We start from the raw sequence: 17,373 nt of genomic DNA, 5'->3' as shown, positions 1-17,373 counted from the left end.
TACCTTGTTGAAAAGAGCCACCGAGTTTTTCTCTTTTTTCGTACTGGCTATGAAAATGTGGACCGATTAATTCGACCTTGAATTTCCGTTTACCGACCATAACAAGCTCAGGCCTTGGGTGAATGCCTGAGCTTGTTATAGCTTTCTCCCTAAAAGCCTGAGCCCTAAAACAGGGACTCAGGCTCTTCATGTATCCATTCCACACGCTAAAACAACCCCAGCTGCTTCGACGACAATCCCTCATACTCAATCCCCAGCATCCGCTGGAATTGTTTCGCATTATCCGCCGCGTCTCCGCCGGAATTATTATTGAACAATACGATGATGTCTTTGCTGGATGTGCAAAGCTCCTTGACTCGCTTCACCCACTCTGCCAGTTCCTGTTCATTATATTTATATAGATAGCGGACTTCCCGCCAGTTCGTGTCCTTGCTGCTCGGTTTGACCCATCCGTGATAATTCCTGCCATGCATGCGAACCAGCGTCATATCAGGGTGAGTCACTTCCGGAACGATAGGGATCGAGCCATTGCCATTTTGCGGTTCATCCGCGATCGAATGGATCCACCCCTCCTCCTTCATGAAGGACAGCGTGCCTTCGCGGTACCTGCTGTGGAACCAGGATTGGTGCCGGAATTCCAGCGCCACCGGGATATCTCCCATCATCTTTTTGCAGTAGCGTAAATAGTTCACGTTTTCCTTCCGGCAGTCGAACCACGGTGGGAATTGGAACAGGACCATCGCCAGTTTGCCAGCTCGCTGATAAGGCTGGAGCGACGCCTTGAACGCCTCGAACATCTCCTTCTTCGTCTCAAACGGGATTTCGGTGCGCTGATGCCCGGTCATTCCCTGATAAGCTTTCACCACAAAGCGGAAATTTCCAGGCGTATCCGCTGCCCATTTGGCGGCATTCCGCTCCGGCTGCACGGCATAGAACGAAGCATCCACCTCCACCACAGGAAAATGGCTGCTGTACTCTGATAATTTATCCTTAGGCTTGATTTGGGCTGGATACAGGGAATAGTGGTCACCCCATCCTGTCAGGCCGATATAGATCATCCGGATCCCTCCTGACGATAGGATATCATAGGATGAAAGCGGGCGGGTAATGGATGGCTTGGCTAGATTCGATTTCTGTCCATGAAAAAAACAGCCACCTCTGCCCTTATTCAGGAAAAGATGGCTGCTTGCCTTACCCACTCTTCGATCCGCTCATCTTCCTTCCGACAAACAGCATGCCGATACCAAAGGCAGCTGCTGCAAGGATCCATACCCATATGGAGATGCCCTGATTTACAGGTGAGGCGACTTCCGGCATATTCCGTTCGGCATAGGCCTGCACATCATCATTTGCGATGGTGAATGTTTCTGTTGCAGCAAACTGCTCGGTGCCTGCCGTTCCGCTGATAGTCAGGGTATAATCTCCATCCTCTAGACTCTCATGCTCCCATGGCATGACATATTGGATGCCGGATTTCGGTGCCATTTTAAAGGTAGGAATATCCCCGCTGAACAGCTCATTTCCAGCTTCATCGCTGACCGTATACGTACCTTTGATGTTTTCCTGGATCATCTGCGCTTGGTTGGTCATTTCCATATATACCTCGGCCGTGTTACTGATGATCCCCACCTCGCCAAGCGAGAAGTCTGTAGATGCTTCTTCCGGCAGGTTCAACTGCACGGCAACACTATAGGTGGTTTCCGTATTCAGCACAAAATTCGCTGCGTCCTCTTCCGCCGCTTCCTCTACCTGGGTAGTCGGCTCTGTGGTCAAATTAATCGCGCCAAGGAGTGTTCCTGCTTCCACATCCGGAACGGTTATGTCCACTGGTACATTCACCGAAGAATTGGGAGGAACCGAAATCTCCTCGTCGATTTCCATGTAATCCGCTAAACGGACAGCATCCTCCAGGAGAAGTGCCCTTTCAGAGTCTATGTCCATCCCATACAACATCCCACCCGTTGGATGTGTATACGCATTCACGGTCTCTCCCCGCAAGATCAACCCTTCCTCCGTATTATTGGTGACCTTGAGCTCGATGGTCTGCTTCTGGCCAGGCTCTACGGAGAGGTCGAAATAACCGCTTATCTCCTCATTCTGGTTATCAGCAGGCACCGGTTCGATTTCAATCGGGCTCCCTACTGTATCCGCATGTGTAGTCATCGGCCATAATAATAGAAGGATTCCACAAAAAGTCGTCAAAGTGAATCGCATCAGTTTTCATCCCTTTCCGCATTTCCGAGTCCTGTTTTCACTACCTTGGCTATTCCCTTTTCCTGTTTATTCCAAACAGAAAGACCGATCCCATGCAGAATCGGTCTATTTATAGTGATTAAACTTAAGGTCCAGTTGTCAGATTGAAAGTGACAGTAGAGCTGTACGTACCTGCTTTGGCATCTTTTGGTTGAAGGTTGATATTTAGGTTAGACCCGCTAACCGTATACGTTCCCATTCCGCCGTCTGTTTCAGCAGAAAGAAGTTTTACTCCACTCTCATTATCGATAGCTCCACTTAATACGTTAACTGTACTAAGATCGTCTGAGCCTTCTCCTGCAGTCAGTGTAGGTTCCGTAATTTTTAAGCTTCCTGCAGGCAAAGTATTCGTCCCATTAGTCAATTGGGTTGATGAAACGCTAAGTTTCCATCCCTCACCGCTTCCTCTTGCATCCTTTACGGTGAATTCATCAATTGAAGCGGTAGATGTTTGTATTGCACCATTCAACTCCACGCCACTAAAGGTCTGAATGGTGGGAGCATCCAGTGATAGAGTTCCGCCTGTAATAGTTGACTCTACATCCTGTGACGCCGCCAACGCCGATGGAGCGAACGCCCCTGCTGCCAAACCTACTGCCAATGTACCAACCGCAAACTTCTTTACTAATTTGTTCAAATCCATTTCCTCCTTGGAAAAATAAAATATGATAGTTATATAAATGCAATGAACGACCCAATCAGTCTCTCTATCTGTTACCAGGCCTGTCCTCCCTGTCTATTTCATTTGATGTTCTTGTCTGCCTTACTAAACTTATTATGCTATGGAACTGGCAAAACCGGTATCCCCCAGTGCTCCTGTTATGTAGAATTTTGTCGGATAGTGCTACCTTCCTATTGGCTGCCAACTTTTCGACTTCTATCCTCCCCTGTTCCTGCCCGAATGGAACTATTCCCGGGTATATACTCCCTGATTCGAGGAGGGATTCAGACAATTGGTGTGAACCCTACATAATAATAGAAGCAAAAAAACACCCCATATCGAGGTGCAACTTCCATACACTTCTATCATTTTTTCAGAACATCCAATACTCCGCTCCTCCCCCGCCCCCTTTTCAAAACAATCGTCTTGCATGATTCCTTCCTTTTCAGTATCATTATAAGCCTGCAGCTACTCAAGTTGTTTACATCACCATTCTGAATCTACTATTACACTGATGCTAATATAGTCAGCAATATCCCCCTATATAATAGGAAAGAAGATGCTCAGGATGCCAGGCATTTTTCTACAGATATTGACCAATTATTTTTACTATGTGTATAATTAAACCAATTATTTGAAAAGTCATACTAATACAGAAATGAGGGAATCAGATGCAGCAGGCAATGGAACTGGCCAACAGCAGTCTTATTTGGGTTATTGCTTCGATCGTGATCGGCATCGTTATTTTTCAAAGCATCAAATTCATTCAGCTTGCAGCGAAGGCAAGCAGGGATGCCGGGATGAGCAAGCAAGAGGTAAACAGTGCCCTGAAAACAGGTGCCATCGCGGCAATCGGCCCTTCCTTTGCGATTGTCATTGTCGCCATTTCCCTGATCGCCTTCCTCGGGGATCCGCTCACCTTGATGCGGATTGGCGTGATCGGTTCCGCCCCGATCGAATCTGTCGGCGCAAGCTTTGGGGCCGAAGCCGCTGGAGCTAGCCTTGGCGGAGAAAACTTTAGCCAAACTGTCTTCACCGCAGTGGTGTGGACGTTATGTCTTGGTGGTATGGGGTGGCTCTTATTTACAGCCCTCGCTACCAAATCGCTTGGCAAATTGGAAAAGAAACTGACAAGCAAAGGAGAAAAGAGCAAAAAGACGATGAGCATTTTTGCCACTGCTGCGATGGTTGCAGCATTCGGCAACCTGGCAAGTGCAGAAATGATAAAAGGATTGGCCCCTGTCATTGTCGTCATTGCCGCAAGCGCGACGATGGTCATCGTCTCCAAGATTTCAGACAAGCATCAGATCAAATGGCTGCGCGAATGGTCGCTCGGCCTGTCCATTCTCATCAGTCTATGCATCGGCTACTTCGTCATCTAATACATACAAAGGAGGAATTCCATGAATGATCAACACGCAGAACTGAATTCTGCCGCTCCCGACATATCATCATCTGACGAAGCTTCCCTTTCCATGGATGCCTACCATGAAAAAGCGCATTTCTGGGGCAGGTTGACGTTATGGTCTGTCATTGGCCTGACCTTGTTGCTCCCGCTCTACCTTTCATTCGGTCTGGGGCTTCATCCAGGATGGAATGTCATTCTAAGCGCATTTGCCGCTTATGCCGGGGTGATTGCGGTTGTCTGGGTATTGGAACCGGTCATGTATTTTCCCATCCTTGGAGTTTCCGGGACTTACATCAGTTTCCTTACCGGGAATATCGGCAATATGTGCCTTCCTGCCGCAGCGGCAGCGCAGCATGCTGTCGGGGCAGAACCTGGAACGAAAAAAGGTGAGCTTACGGCCACCCTCGGAATCGGTGCAGCATCCCTCGTCAATAAGGTGATTCTCATCCCGATCATTCTTGCCGGGTCTGTCGTAATTTCGATCATACCGGAAAGCATTCAAAGTGTTTTCCCCCTCATCCTGCCGGCGATTTTCGGAGCGGTGCTAGCCCAATTTGCCTTGAAAAAACCGAGCTATGGCGTCATTGCTCTGGTGGTAGGGTTGATCATCAATCTTACAGCCTTGCCCATATACTTAAAGAGTCTATTCTGCATTGTACTTACTGTCTTCATCTGTCTTCGTCTGGAAAAATATAAAGAAAAACAGGCATAAACAAAGGAGTGGAAGCAATTGAGCAAAGCAGCAATCATGGAATGGATCGAACAGCATAAACAGACCTATACAGCGATGGCACAAGATATTTGGGACCACCCACAAACTGCCTATGAGGAAGAATATGCAAGTGAATTACAAAGCAATGCATTGAACGAAGCAGGATTCAGCATCAGCAAGCCGATCGCTGATATCCCTACCGCGTTTGTGGCGGAATACGGACAGGGGGAGCCGGTGATCGGTATTCTTGGAGAGTTTGACGCTCTCCCTGGCCTCTCGCAAAAGGCAGGTCCAGACAAAGAAGAAGTCGTCCAGAACGGGCCTGGGCACGGATGCGGCCACAACCTTCTTGGAACGGCAGGAGTAGAAGCAGTTATTGCATTGAAAGAAACGATGGAAGCGGAAGGAATCCAAGGAACCATCCGCTATTATGGCTGTCCGGCAGAGGAAGTATTATCCGGAAAGACTTATATGGCCAAGTCCGGCGTCTTTGATGATCTTGACAGTGCCTTGACATGGCATCCGATGACAGGCAATGCCGTCATGCATAAAGCCATGCAGTCCATGGTGTCGGTTAAATTTCATTTCAAAGGAAAGCCGGCACATGCAGCTGCCTCACCTGAAGCGGGTAGAAGTGCCCTCGACAGTGTGGAGCTGATGAACATTGGAACCAATTACCTGCGGGAACATGTTCCGGACGGCACGCGCATGCATTACACCATCACCGATGGAGGCCTGGCACCGAACATTGTGCCGGAATCAGCCACGGTCTGGTATTTCCTTCGAGCTCGTTCCAAAGCCGAAGTGGAAGGAATTCTCCACCGGGTAGAAAAGATTGCCAAAGGCGCCGCGATGATGAGTGAGACAGAGGTAGAATCCGAGATTCTGGCCTTTGCCTATGATACCTTGCCAAATGACCCATTGAATGAATTGATGTATAAAAATATGCAGGAAAGCAATCCGCTGGCATATACAGAAGAGGAACAGGAATTTGCACAGAACCTTGCAAAATCGCTGCCAACCCAAGGAAAGCCGATCGAGGAGCTACTGCGGACCTCCATCTCTTTCTCGCCATATCAAGCGGGTTCCTCCATCCCAGGTTCCACGGACGTCGGCGATGTAAGCTGGATTGTCCCGACAGGCATGGTCACCACCACATGTGCACCTGCAGGAACTGCCCTGCATTCTTGGCAAGCGACCGCTTCATTCGGAACCCAAATCGGCTATAAAGGCATGCACCTGGCCGCAAGCACCATGGCCCTGACTGCTTACGACTTGCTTAAGAACGAAGGAGACATCCTCGGCCAGGCAAAAGAAACATTTGACAAGCTCCGCGATGGAAAAGTCTATGAAGCTGGTATTTAAGCTGATGGATTGCAATCAATGCCCCATCACGCGGAATCCGGGATTTAAATTTTGAACGAAAAGTCTAGCAAGCTCAACCTGATTCTGCATTTGATCAGGTTGAGCTTTTACTCTTTTCCCACGTAAAGAACGGTTGGACCTAACTAAATGGTTTACCTCCATAAGCGGACTCGTTAAGTCAGCGGAGGAAATATGCGTAGATTCCTACGGGGCAAAGGCCTAGGCAAGACTCAGAAGTGCGCCAGTACGAAGGAGGCTCACCAGCCGCCCGCGGAAAGCGAAGCATATTTCCAGTTAGTTGAATTCCCCTCTTTTCCCACGTAAAGTGCGGTTGGACATTACTAAATGGTTTACCTCCATAAACGGACGATACGGTAAGTCAGCGGAGGAAATATGCGCAGACTCCTGCGGGAGCAAAGGCCTAGGCGAGACTCAGAAGTGCGTCAACACGAAGGAGGCTCACCAGCCCTCCGCGGAAAGCGAAGCATATTTCCGCAGCGGGTTCCTCCACTAACAGATTTCCAGTTAGCTCTTCAAATCCGCTCCCTTATGCTTTGATACACTTCATCAACATCCACACCCGATAATAATGGCACCCCATCAATCACATGTTCCTTCATATAATCCGGAACAATGGTAGTGGATACGATAAAATCATAATCTTTCCGTTGATCGACCGCTTCCGCCACTTTCCCCTGATGCAGCTCCACCTGGTCAATCAACTTTTCCTGCATCAGCCACTTCTTCAACTTTTCAATCACGATGGTGGATGTAGCAATTCCAGTACCACAAATGACTAACACTTTTTTCATGTCTTTTCTCCCCTATTTTTAAATTTATTGATATAAATCAATCCTCCAAGCGCACTGAGGCCGATCAGGCTGATCCCGTACCAGCTCAGCAGTTTGCCAAGTCCGGCAAATACAATCGTCGTCCAGACCGCCCCGTCAACCAGTGCCGAAATGCTTGCATTGTCGCCCATATCGAAATCAGCAGCCATGGCCATCTCGGTAAATAACGGTGCAATCCATGTAGCGATGTATAGTCCTGCGCCTATGTAAATGGTCGCTGCGATTAACGTCCGGATGAGATTTCCTTTGAACACGGGAACCATCAAGCATATCAAAAATGGAAGGGTTGCCAAATCACCGAATGGCAGCACCCTGTTTCCTGGCAAGACAACGGCCAGAAATAGAGTGATGGGAATCAACAACAAGGAAGCAGACAAAACAGCCGGATGCCCAGCTGCGAGGGCACTATCCATGCCGATATAAAGGTCTCTATCCGGAAACTTTTTCCTCATCATAGTACCGGCCGCTTCGGAGATCGGGTTCAGTCCTTCCATTAATAATGAAACCATTTTAGGCATCAAGAACAGGACAGCTGCTGTCTGGATGGCCAATTGCATGGCTTCCTCGATGCTGTATGCCGCCAGCAATCCGATGATGAAACCAAGAACCAAGCCAAGGACCGCGGAATCCCCTAGCATGCCGAAGCGCTTTTGAATGGCTTCCGGATCAGCCTTCCATTGGTTGAACCGGGGAATTCGGTCAAAAACAGCGTTGAGCGGCTTGGCCAAAAAATAGGATGGTGCAGAGGCTGCATGGGGGAATGTCAGCTGGCTGAAACCGAAATACTTTTGAATATCCGGGGCCAACAGATCCCCTAATAAGAGAATGACCAACACATGGACGGCCATCGTGAACAGGCCTAAAGCGAAATCATCAGTGATGGCATAGACAAGTGATCCGGTAAATGCCACATGCCAATAGTTCCAAATGTCCACATTCACTGTTTTTGTCAACCCAGCGATAATCAGTAACAGATTCACCCCGATGCCAATTGGTACAGCAAGACTGCCGAGTGCGGTGCCATAGGATATGGCAGCGGCAGCCGGCCAGCCAACATCAATCGTCTGAAGGTCGAACCCGAAATGATCGACCATCGATTGAGCTGCTGGCCCCAGACTGGTCGTCAGCAGCTCAATGACCAGATTCAACCCGACAAAGCCGATGCCTACCATCAGCCCTGCATGCACAGCATCCTTCCATTTGGTGCCAAGCGCCAAAGCAAAAATGAAAATGATCATGGGGAGCATCACACTGGCCCCCAAGTCGACAAACCATTTCAACACATCCAAAAATGCTCCCTCCCGATTATCTGTTGTTGTATAGGAACTCGATCCATTGCGGAGCATTTTATCGTTGTCCCAGTACAAGTTGTTGGCAGAACCCTGTATGGATTCATCCTAGATAGCGATGGTACAACGTTTTTGCATGCTGGGCATCATTCGTTCCATGAACCAGGACACGTCCATCCTGAAACATGACGAACCGGTACGGATCCTTTTTGAATGATAAAAGGAACTCATTATGCCTCACTTCTGCCGTTTGGGACAGCTTCGAGGCCACTTTCTGCAAATCCCTCTTTTCCCTTGAAGCAGGCCGGATCTGCACGGTATCCCTCCCACACAGCACCGCTGTTTTTGTCTGGGATTCATAGTCCAGAAATGGATACGTCGGTGCCTGTCCACAGGACGGACAGCTGTCCTCTTTCAGTGCTCCGACGTCAATGGCAGATTGCTGATTGGACCAGATATCATAGGAAATCAATTGCTTTCTCAATGCCCCGTGATTGCCTGTGAGTATTTTCAATGCTTCCGCGGACTGGTGAGCGACAATAAGTTGGACGATGGGGCTGATGACCCCTGCGGTATCACAGGTAGCTCCATCCATCGGTATCCGTTTCATCAGACAATGCAGGCATGGTGTTTCCTCTGGGATCACCGTATAGCTGAGGCCATAACTGCCGACAATCGCTCCATAGATCCAAGGGACGCCATACTTTTGCGCCGTATCATTGATGATCATGCGAATATCGAAGTTGTCAGTGGCATCGATAATCAAATCCACCCCATCTATGAGACGGGCCATTTCAACCGGGGTGACATCGAGAATTTCTGCATTAATGGCCACTTCACCATTGATCGACTCCAATCTCTTTTTTGCGGCAACTGCTTTCGGAATTTCATGGGCGGCATCCTCTTCGGTGTACAGCTGCTGGCGCTGCAGATTGCTCCATTCGACATAGTCACGGTCAGCAATCGTCACTTTTCCCACACCGGCCCGGACCATGATTTCCGCATTACTCGTGCCAAGTGCCCCAGCACCAATCAGCAACACATGCTTCTCCTTTAATCGGTCCTGCCCTTCCCGGCCAATCGGGGAAAAAAGAATTTGCCTGGAATACCGTACATCCATCAGCTGCTGATCCCTTCCATGGGACTGCTTGCTGTGGCATAGCGCTTTTGCGGGATGCGCCCTGCTTGAAATCCAAGCCTTCCTGCCTCGATCGCGAGCTTCATGGCCTCGGCCATTTGGACAGGATCCTTGGCACCTGAAACAGCCGTATTCAATAATATGCCGTCAGCCCCGAGTTCCATGGCAGTCACCGCGTCCTTCGGAGAACCGATGCCTGCATCCACAATGACGGGAACATTCGCCTGTTCCATGATCAGGCTTAAATTGAGAGGATTGATGATACCTTGTCCGGATCCGATTGGACTCGCTCCGGGCATGATGGCATGGGCACCAAGCTCCTCCAATCTCTGTGCCAGCACCACATCGTCCGAGGTGTATGGAAGGACGATGAACCCTTCTTCCAGTAGTTGCTCTGTTGCCCTCAATGTCTCCACCGGGTCAGGCAGCAATGTCTTGTCACATCCGATCACTTCTACCTTGACCATGTCACAAAGCCCGGATGCTTTAGCAAGCTTGGCCGTACGGACAGCTTCCTCGGCAGTCTTGGCCCCTGCCGTGTTCGGCAGCAGGTCATATCTGTTGAGGTCCAGCTTTTCGAGAAAATTCGGCTGGTCCGGTTCAAACACATTCATCCGCCGCACCGAGAATGTCAGTATTTCTGTTTCAGACACATCGATGGCTTCTTTCTGTATATCAAAGTTGGGGTATTTTCCTGTTCCCAAAAGCAAGCGTGAGTTGAATTCTTTTCCTCCAATTTTCAGCATCTCAGCCACCTCCTACAAAATTTACCAGTTCAATTTTATCCCCATCCGCCACTTTCCTTGTCGGATGGGCATCCTTGTCCAAAATTTCTCCATTGTGCTCAACAATGACAACCGGTTGGTTCGTGAAAAAATAGGAAACTACATCTGCAACGGTGTTCACATTGGCAGGTAATTGAAGCTTGTCTCCATTGATTAGCAGATTCATATTCTTACCTCCTTGTAAGGTAGTCTATCTATTCGGAACCTGTCATCCGTCTGCTTGCCTTCGATCTGGTCGGCCATCACGACTCCTGTTATCGGGGCTAATAACATCCCATTCCTATAATGACCGGTGGCAGTGAACAACCCATTGATTGAGGGATGCTCACCGAGATAGGGCAGGCCATCTCCTGTTTGCGGCCGGATTCCAGCCCATGCTTTTTCCCACTTGGCATCTTTTAATTTTGGAAGGATCTCCATGGCCGAATGCATCATTTGATGAAGGGACTCCAGTTGGACGGACTCGTCAAAAGTGCCGGGATTCTCCGTTGCACCGATGATCAGTCTCCCACCAGCTTTCGGGACGATATAGCCCGAAGACGAAAAAATGCTGGACGTGACCAGAGGATGATCGTACCGGACAGAAAAACATTCCCCTTTTACCGGGTAGGCATCCAAGGACAGGCCTGTTTTTTCGATGATTTGCCTGCTCCAGGCACCTCCTGCCACGATGACGGAATCGGCATGGAAAGTATCCATTGCCGTCTGTATACCGGAGACGCTGCCATGATTTTTTACCAGCCCAGTCACCTCTGTATGCTCCCTGAATTCTGCACCTAAAACAGCTGCCGACCGTGCCAATGCTTGGCACAAGAGCGGAGGCGAAATCTGGCCATCATCCGGCATGTACAAACCGCCTAGTGCAGTACTCGAAATTTCGGGTTCCTTTTCTTTTACCTCTGCTGCATTTAGAAATTCTGCTGTTTCTCCCTTTGCTTGCTGAAAAGCGGCGGCCGCTTCCAGCTCGGCCATTTCTTTTTCCGTATGCGCCACGCGAAGAATCCCGCTTTGGATGAGTTCTATATCCATATGGGAAAGGTCTTTCAGCTCTTCGGCCAATTCCGGGAACATGGCCCTGCTTTTCTGCGCCATAGCAAGCAATGGACTATCATCTTTGATTTCATTTTGCGCCCCCAGCATGCCAGCAGCGGCACTGGAAGCTTTTTGGCCGACCTCATTCTTTTCAACCACCAATACTCGATGCCCACGTTTGCTGAGCTGGAATGCAATCGAACAGCCGATCACTCCTGCCCCGACAACAATGGAATCATATTGTTTGTTCATCTTCAGCCACCCTTCTCAATTCCTCCTTATATGCGATAGCTTTTTCTAATGGATCTTCGGCCAATAGGATACCGGATAATACGGCAGTACCGCTTGCCCCGTTCTGTATGGTCTCGCGGGTGTTCTCCGGTGTAATGCCGCCAATCGCAATCACGGGGACGGAGGCACTTCGCACGACTTGGCGGAGACCTTCCAATCCCCTGGGTGCCAACCCGGGCTTTGATGAAGTGGGGTAGATATGGCCGAACAACAAATAGTCCGCACCATGTTCCGAAGCGGAAACAGCTTCTTTCACGGAATGGACGGAACAGCCAATCGACAAATGGCCAAAAGCATTTCGCACGGTAGATACATCAATACTGTGATGGGCCAATTGCACTCCCTTCACACCCGTGACATGTGCAACATCTATACGATGGTTGACCACGATTTTTTCTGGTGGTATCCCCATGGCCAGTAGCCATTCGATCGCTTCGACCATTTCCCGGTCAGACCAAGCTTTTTCCCGGAGATGGAAGACATCCACATAGTCATGTATTTCTTCGGCTATCGATGCTAACGTCTCCGATGACTGGCGGCCGGTCGAGATGACATGCAATTCTCCCCGCTCCATGCCATGGTCGTTTCGTTGTTCCAAAGCAGCACCTCCTCCCAAAAATCTGACCAACCAAAAAAACCACTTTCCGGCTAAGGGAAAGTGGTTGGAACGACAAAAATAGACAGTCCGTTCTTCACTTCCCTACGCCGGCCTCAACCGTATCAGGTTCAAAGAGTCCCAAAGTCCATACTTTGATCTCAGCCTTTTTGAAAGGCACCCCTAGTGAATGGCAATTATTGTATTGGTTATTTGAATTGTACCATTTGCAATTTTATTGTCAACAGTCAATCAATTTTGTTTCGTTAAAATAGGGATGAGGGCTGGCGCCTGAATGGGCGGGTGCGCGGCCCAAGTAGCACCGCCTCTCGCCTGAGTGGAGCCCCGCACGGCCTGAGCTCCAGTTCCTGTAGAACTTTAATAGAATTCCTTATAGAAATAAAAAGGAATATGTCGTTATTTCCCGGGAAATGAGGAAACGTATATTTTCCTCTCCTCCTCACATAAAAACACCCTATACAGCAGGCATCCCCATGCCTCCTCTATAGGGTGTTTCCCAGTTAAACATGCTCTTCTTTCAAATACCACTTCGCCGCATTTTTGTATAACACCTGCTCCGCCTGCTTTTCGCCAAGGGCCTCGATGATCAGGTCGACATCAGATGGGCTGAAGGGCCTTTTTGCCCTGGTGGACGGCAAATCCGTCCCGAACATCAATGCCTCGGGGTTGATGGCGTGGATCTCTTTGATGGCTTCTCGCGGGTCGAAGTCAATTCGGCCAAACCCTGTCGCTTTCACTTTCCCCCCTTTATCCACCAAGGATAGAAGCGTTGGAAAACCGGCCTTGGATAAACCTAGATGGTCGATGGACACGGCGGGGAGTTTCTCGATCATCGACCGGAGTGGTGGCAGTTGCCTGGAATCGATATATAATTCGACATGCCATCCCGCCAATGCATGGACCCTTTGAGCAAATCTCTCCACTTGTGAAAGATCCTCCGAACCGCCCCGGCGGATGTTGAATCGAAGACCACGGATGCCCAGCTTGTCCAACCGGATGATTTCCTCATCCGATGTTTCAACAGGCAGCTGGGTTACCCCGACAAATTGGCGGCCTAGTTTTTGCAGGGAATCGATCAAGTAAGACTGGTCAAAACCTTGAAAGGAGCCGGATACAATGGCTCCTCCCGCCACATTCAAATCCTCTGCATGCTGAAGATAGTCTTGGCAAGTGAAATAGTCGGGCAGATAGCCCTGATTGGATTGTAATGGAAACCTCGGGTCTATGATATGCAGGTGTGCATCAAATAGTTTCACCTTCCCTCCCCCTTTTTGGATCATTTTCTGCCGTGAAGCCCGAAATGATGGAAGTGATGATATGCAAGGAGTCCCATTCCCCCTCGGAAATGCCGATGATCGGATAGGTTTTCGGGAAGAGCTTCTCCTTTATTTCCATAGCAGATTGGCCCTGACGATGAAGACTCTTCACTTCTTCACTAAGATCCTCTAAATACATCAGTTTCTTCTGCAGCATCTCTTTCCCATTTTCTATGTATCCAGCATGGCAGCAATAAATCGGTCCGAAATCGAACCGCAGCAATGTTCGAATGGAGTCCATGATCACTGGGATCGACTCGGTATTCATGATCACCTTCGTCTTCGGGCTGACGTACAAGTCACCGGTAAATAATCTGCCTGTCTCTTCATCCAAAAGGGATATATGGTCATTCGCATGGCCAGGTGTATAGATCACCTTCCACTCATGGTTCCTGGATGAAATGGTGGCGCCCAAGGGGGAAGGTCTAAACGGCTGGCGAATCCCCCATGCCATTTGCCGGTACTTTGGGTAATTGCATCCCTCTTCACATGTACGGATTCCCTTTTCATGGACATGAATGGGGACCTCCTGATTCGCTTGAATCCATGCGGCCGTACCCGTATGGTCCTCATGGCTGTGGGTTAATACGACTTGGTCGAACACGTTATTTTCATAGAAAGGAATCAGTTCTGATTCAAGACAAGGTGCACTAGTGTCGATCAGCAGTCCGTCTGTCATAAAGCAATAGATTTTCCCATTATTCCGGCCGGATCGTTCGATCGTACCCTCGATACATGTGACATTCTCCCGCTCATATGCTTCGATCATTCTCCCGTCCCTCCCCCTTTGTAAACTCTCAGGCACCCCCATCTTCCATTGAAAACCTGCAGCCATCCTCTTATATATCGACTGCGTTTCCTACGGGGTGGCCACGAGCCCTCCTCATCCGTTTAACGCTACTCCCTTTGAAATCTATTTTGCAGTAACTCTCATTGTTCCTGATTTCAATGAATGGCATCTTCCATTACTAATTCCACACTGTTTTCCAAATTCCTGCTAGCCGGCTCGATACTATACTATGTACTTCACCTTCCTCCCATTGCAACAGTCCTAACTTCCTTTCTTAGCCTTTCCTTTCTTGCGGATTTTCCCGACAACCAGGATCAGCAATGGCAGCATAGTTCCAATGGAAAAGGTATAGAACACGGCGGTGTAGGAGACGAAATCTTGATAGTAAACGATGTTCGGATAAAGGATGAGGCCCATAATGATGAAAATCAAGGAAAGTGGCATGGAAAGGCTGTTTGGGTTTTTCAACTTGAAAAAATGGCTCATCCCCAATGACAGCACATAGAAATTGATGGATATCTTAAAAAAGATCGTGAAGAACCAGGCGATGGCCACCAGGATTTCCACACGCTCCAGGAAATTTGCCAGGCTGATTTTTTTGCCGAGAATATACGTCGGGTACACTTGGCGTCCGGTAAAGTCAGGCCCCAGGACGAGCAGGCACATGAAGGTAATGAGAACCAAAAGGACGGAAGCGGCAGCGAGTCCGATATAAAAGCCCTTTTTCGCCTCTTTGAACTTATTCACATACGGAATGATCGCCAAAAATACAAACAGCTGCAGATAGGGAATCCCCAGTGTGGGAATAACCGCACCAAATGATGCTGCCGGTTTTTCCTGAAGAATGGGCTGGATGTTGGTGATTTCCGCTTCCGGTGACACCAACAGTATCAATAAGACCAACGAAATTACTGCGTATGGAAAGAAGATTTCACAGGTCCGTCCAATCACCTCCAAGCCGAGCTTGATGGCGACCATGCTGGTGAAGACGAAGATCAGCATGATGAACGGGACAGGTGTGGCCACCATAATCTGTGTGCTGATGAAATCACCGATCTGCCGCAGATTCGTGGAGGTAAGGAATAATAAATAGGTGAGGATCAGCAAGGAAACAACCCTGCCAGCCCATTTGCCCAGCACAAATTCCGCCAGTTCAAATAGATTCTTCTCCGGCTGCAAGGAACTCACTCGATTCAGAAAGAAGATGATCCCCATGCCGATGATGCTTGCTGTGATGACCGTGACCCAGGCATTCCCACCTGCAAAGCTGGCTGTGAGTGCCGGGTGGACAATGATACTGGTTCCAAGCGAATACATGAAGACCAGCAGTGTGAATTGACGTGCACTGATTTTCCCTTTTTCCAATACTCCCTACCTCCAATCCTTGGCATGCCCTCTGCTCATCTTAGCGATCCAGAAAACTGCGCAGGGATTCTGCCGCCGGCTGATAGATGAATTTTATCCCTTCCGTCGGGTTCGGCATCGGCACCTCAAAATTGTAGAGCAGCGCAAAGGTGATGGCCAGCAGCGAAAAAATGATATGCAGCTTGCCATCTCTCTTCAATGGCGTATTCTTTTTCAACTGCTTATAATCTATTCGAAAGAAGATCCCTGCCGTAAGGATAAGCAAAATAGCCTGCAACATCATTGATCCTCCTGCTTGATTTTTTCATTAATTTCCTTGAGGAACGACTCGTTGGTGGTGCCTGTCTTCTTGATTTGGAACTCCACCTCAAGCTCCACTTCCAATTCATTGGCGAATATCTCTCCCCAGTCATCCTCCACCTTTTTCCAATAATCCAAGTTCGCACGGCGGATAACCTCTCCGAAGCCGAAGACATCTGTTCCCAATCCCCTTATCTCATCCACACTTTTCTTCCATTTCTTTTGTAGAGATTCCTCAAAACCCTTTTCCAGTTCGTTTATTTTTTTCGGGTCCCTTAAATTGATCACACAGGCGACATCGGCAATATCCGCTTCTTCCGTCACTTTCACCTTGATTTTAGGTTGGTCCCCTTCCACGGTCCCTGTTATTTCTGGATTGATTTCAAAAACCTCTGCGGTGATCTTTCCGTCCTCCCCACATGGTACCCAGGTTACCGTGTTTGTCACTTTACTATTCAAGATGTTCACCGTCTGACTTTGTTCTTCATTCATCCAGCCGATCAGCCGGTCGTTCTGGAAGATGCCCATGCCTTTTGCTTCCAGCATGGTAATCGAATCGATTCTTTCCACATTATCAAGATTTGTCCCAACGTCCGGATCACCACTTATTACGATTCCCGTTATATTAGCCTCTTTTCCTGTAGAGGACATGGAAGCGATCAATTCATCGATGCTGGTGGACCCGACAGAGGCCCATGATCTCTCGGTCGTTTCCAGCATTCCCGCCATTTTGTCGGCAGGTATCTGTTCCAGCGGGGTCATGACTTTCAATAGATTTTCCGCGGTGTTTTCCCTTGCGACAGCGAAGTAAAAGTCGGTTCGCATGTCATGATCCCTCGACAGGAAATCCAACACATCAGAAACCCCTTCCCTGGCTATTTCCTCCCCAAAAACGACCATGCGCAAATGAGCCAAATACAGTCTTCTCGGGGAAACCGTCGTCAATTTCCGAATGGCTTCAAAAAGTGTATCCCCTGTCATGGTATAGATGGAGACTGCTGTACGGGTCGTCACGGTTTCCCCGGCAACTTCCCCCGGATTCAGAATTTGGGCGGTCACAGTATACTGTCCATCCTGCTTGTCGATCCCCAATGCTGTCGTAATCGAAAGATCCGTCAGTTCCCGGGCATCCCAGCATCCGGGTAATAGTAAGGCTAAACTGGTAATCATGACTAACACTATTCGCTTGAACCGCATCATC

Annotated in this window: 18 protein-coding genes and 1 riboswitch; of the genes, 3 read left to right on the top strand and 15 right to left on the bottom strand. The window is 48.9% G+C overall.

Translation table 11 applies throughout. The annotated features are described in order from the left end of the window. Positions 1-206: 206 nt before the first annotated feature. The 3 genes from ACFOGI_RS10860 to ACFOGI_RS10850 all read right to left on the bottom strand — a co-directional run bounded on the left by ACFOGI_RS10860 (position 207) and on the right by ACFOGI_RS10850 (position 2,890). A complete protein-coding gene (locus ACFOGI_RS10860) occupies positions 207-1,058 on the bottom strand; it encodes a DUF72 domain-containing protein (RefSeq protein ID WP_390272282.1) in 852 nt (283 codons plus the stop codon). Between the two features lie 133 nt (positions 1,059-1,191). Then, positions 1,192-2,214, bottom strand: coding sequence for a DUF916 domain-containing protein (locus tag ACFOGI_RS10855; RefSeq protein ID WP_390272280.1), 1,023 nt, complete (start codon positions 2,212-2,214; stop codon positions 1,192-1,194). 124 nt (positions 2,215-2,338) lie between these two features. Next, positions 2,339-2,890, bottom strand: coding sequence for a WxL domain-containing protein (locus ACFOGI_RS10850; RefSeq protein ID WP_390272278.1), 552 nt, complete (start codon positions 2,888-2,890; stop codon positions 2,339-2,341). Between the two features lie 695 nt (positions 2,891-3,585). Here ACFOGI_RS10850 and ACFOGI_RS10845 point away from each other — a divergent pair. From ACFOGI_RS10845 to ACFOGI_RS10835, 3 genes are read left to right on the top strand one after another with little or no spacing between them, the layout of a single operon-like run. Further along, positions 3,586-4,296 carry a DUF5058 family protein gene (locus ACFOGI_RS10845; protein ID WP_390272276.1) on the top strand — a complete coding sequence of 237 codons (711 nt, stop codon included), beginning with the start codon at positions 3,586-3,588 and terminating at the stop codon, positions 4,294-4,296. 21 nt (positions 4,297-4,317) lie between these two features. Further along, complete coding sequence (locus ACFOGI_RS10840; protein WP_390272274.1) at positions 4,318-5,034, top strand: small-conductance mechanosensitive channel; 717 nt, start codon at positions 4,318-4,320, stop codon at positions 5,032-5,034. 18 nt (positions 5,035-5,052) lie between these two features. Beyond that, a complete protein-coding gene (locus tag ACFOGI_RS10835) occupies positions 5,053-6,399 on the top strand; it encodes an amidohydrolase (RefSeq protein WP_390272272.1) in 1,347 nt (448 codons plus the stop codon). A 533-nt stretch (positions 6,400-6,932) separates the two neighbouring features. On the opposite strand, the gene ACFOGI_RS10830 is transcribed toward ACFOGI_RS10835, so the two are convergent. The 12 genes from ACFOGI_RS10830 to ACFOGI_RS10775 all read right to left on the bottom strand — a co-directional run bounded on the left by ACFOGI_RS10830 (position 6,933) and on the right by ACFOGI_RS10775 (position 17,369). After that, the gene (locus ACFOGI_RS10830) at positions 6,933-7,211 is read right to left on the bottom strand and encodes a PTS sugar transporter subunit IIB (RefSeq protein WP_390272270.1); all 279 of its coding nucleotides are present in this window, start codon (positions 7,209-7,211) and stop codon (positions 6,933-6,935) included. Further along, complete coding sequence (locus ACFOGI_RS10825) at positions 7,208-8,533, bottom strand: PTS galactitol transporter subunit IIC (protein WP_390272356.1); 1,326 nt, start codon at positions 8,531-8,533, stop codon at positions 7,208-7,210. The genes ACFOGI_RS10830 and ACFOGI_RS10825 overlap by 4 nt, the downstream gene beginning before the upstream one ends. Before the next feature lie 109 nt (positions 8,534-8,642). Then, on the bottom strand, positions 8,643-9,659 hold the full coding sequence (locus tag ACFOGI_RS10820) for a thiazole biosynthesis adenylyltransferase ThiF (protein WP_390272268.1): 1,017 nt from the start codon (positions 9,657-9,659) through the stop codon (positions 8,643-8,645). Beyond that, positions 9,659-10,423: a thiazole synthase gene (locus tag ACFOGI_RS10815; RefSeq protein WP_390272266.1), complete on the bottom strand. Its 765-nt coding sequence runs from the start codon at positions 10,421-10,423 to the stop codon at positions 9,659-9,661. Before ACFOGI_RS10815 ends, ACFOGI_RS10820 begins: the two co-directional genes overlap by 1 nt. Position 10,424: 1 nt before the next feature. After that, positions 10,425-10,628: a sulfur carrier protein ThiS gene (gene thiS, locus ACFOGI_RS10810; RefSeq protein ID WP_390272264.1), complete on the bottom strand. Its 204-nt coding sequence runs from the start codon at positions 10,626-10,628 to the stop codon at positions 10,425-10,427. Next, on the bottom strand, positions 10,625-11,746 hold the full coding sequence (gene thiO / locus ACFOGI_RS10805) for a glycine oxidase ThiO (RefSeq protein ID WP_390272262.1): 1,122 nt from the start codon (positions 11,744-11,746) through the stop codon (positions 10,625-10,627). Before thiO ends, thiS begins: the two co-directional genes overlap by 4 nt. Beyond that, positions 11,730-12,383, bottom strand: a complete 654-nt coding sequence (gene tenI / locus ACFOGI_RS10800) for a thiazole tautomerase TenI (RefSeq protein ID WP_390272260.1) — start codon at positions 12,381-12,383, stop codon at positions 11,730-11,732. Before tenI ends, thiO begins: the two co-directional genes overlap by 17 nt. Positions 12,384-12,465: 82 nt before the next feature. Next, positions 12,466-12,575: riboswitch (TPP riboswitch) on the bottom strand. Between the two features lie 326 nt (positions 12,576-12,901). Continuing rightward, complete coding sequence (locus tag ACFOGI_RS10795) at positions 12,902-13,657, bottom strand: amidohydrolase family protein (protein WP_390272258.1); 756 nt, start codon at positions 13,655-13,657, stop codon at positions 12,902-12,904. After that, entirely contained in the window at positions 13,644-14,486 is an 843-nt protein-coding gene (locus ACFOGI_RS10790) for an MBL fold metallo-hydrolase (RefSeq protein ID WP_390272257.1), read from the bottom strand. Before ACFOGI_RS10790 ends, ACFOGI_RS10795 begins: the two co-directional genes overlap by 14 nt. 282 nt (positions 14,487-14,768) lie before the next feature. Next, the gene (locus ACFOGI_RS10785) at positions 14,769-15,872 is read right to left on the bottom strand and encodes a GerAB/ArcD/ProY family transporter (RefSeq protein ID WP_390272255.1); all 1,104 of its coding nucleotides are present in this window, start codon (positions 15,870-15,872) and stop codon (positions 14,769-14,771) included. 40 nt (positions 15,873-15,912) lie between these two features. After that, the gene (locus ACFOGI_RS10780) at positions 15,913-16,152 is read right to left on the bottom strand and encodes a hypothetical protein (protein WP_390272253.1); all 240 of its coding nucleotides are present in this window, start codon (positions 16,150-16,152) and stop codon (positions 15,913-15,915) included. Beyond that, complete coding sequence (locus tag ACFOGI_RS10775; RefSeq protein WP_390272251.1) at positions 16,152-17,369, bottom strand: Ger(x)C family spore germination protein; 1,218 nt, start codon at positions 17,367-17,369, stop codon at positions 16,152-16,154. Before ACFOGI_RS10775 ends, ACFOGI_RS10780 begins: the two co-directional genes overlap by 1 nt. Positions 17,370-17,373 lie beyond the last annotated feature (4 nt).

It is taken from the genome of Virgibacillus xinjiangensis, assembly GCF_042643145.1.
GTDB classification, from domain to species: Bacteria; Bacillota; Bacilli; order Bacillales; family Amphibacillaceae; genus Virgibacillus_O; species Virgibacillus_O xinjiangensis.
Note: the sequence above shows the minus strand (reverse complement) of the source record. Positions and strands in the feature narration are given on the sequence as shown.